Below are 379 nucleotides of genomic sequence, written 5' to 3' on the forward strand. Positions count from 1 at the left end.
TTTGACGGTCATACGCATCTACACCCAGGCCGTGAAATTTCAGGCTGCGAAGCCGTTGAGCGAGCTGGCTGTCGTCAGTAACAATCAGTCCACCCTCAGCACAGGTCACATTCTTGATAGCGTGAAAGGAAAAGATTGCGGTACCACGAGCACCGACATGACGACCCTTGTATAACGTTCCGACGGCGTGTGCTGCGTCTTCAATGACAGGGATTCCATAGCGTTCACCGATAGCGTAAATGGCATCAAGATCGGCTGGGGCCCCGGCATAATGCACGGGAATAATAGCTTTGGTTCGTGGTGTGATAGCGGCTTCAATTTGTTCGGGAGTCACTCTGTTCAGCCATCGCTGGACGCAGTTTGCCTACCACGCCTGGCG

At 53.6% G+C, this 379-nt stretch carries 1 pseudogene; it reads right to left on the reverse strand.

The features are described 5' to 3' along the window. Positions 1-334, reverse strand: a pseudogene (locus tag FDX22_RS30985) (DegT/DnrJ/EryC1/StrS family aminotransferase); the annotation flags it as partial. Positions 335-379 lie beyond the last annotated feature (45 nt).

The organism is Citrobacter sp. TBCS-14, from assembly GCF_005280805.1.
Classification (GTDB): Bacteria; Pseudomonadota; Gammaproteobacteria; order Enterobacterales; family Enterobacteriaceae; genus Citrobacter; species Citrobacter gillenii.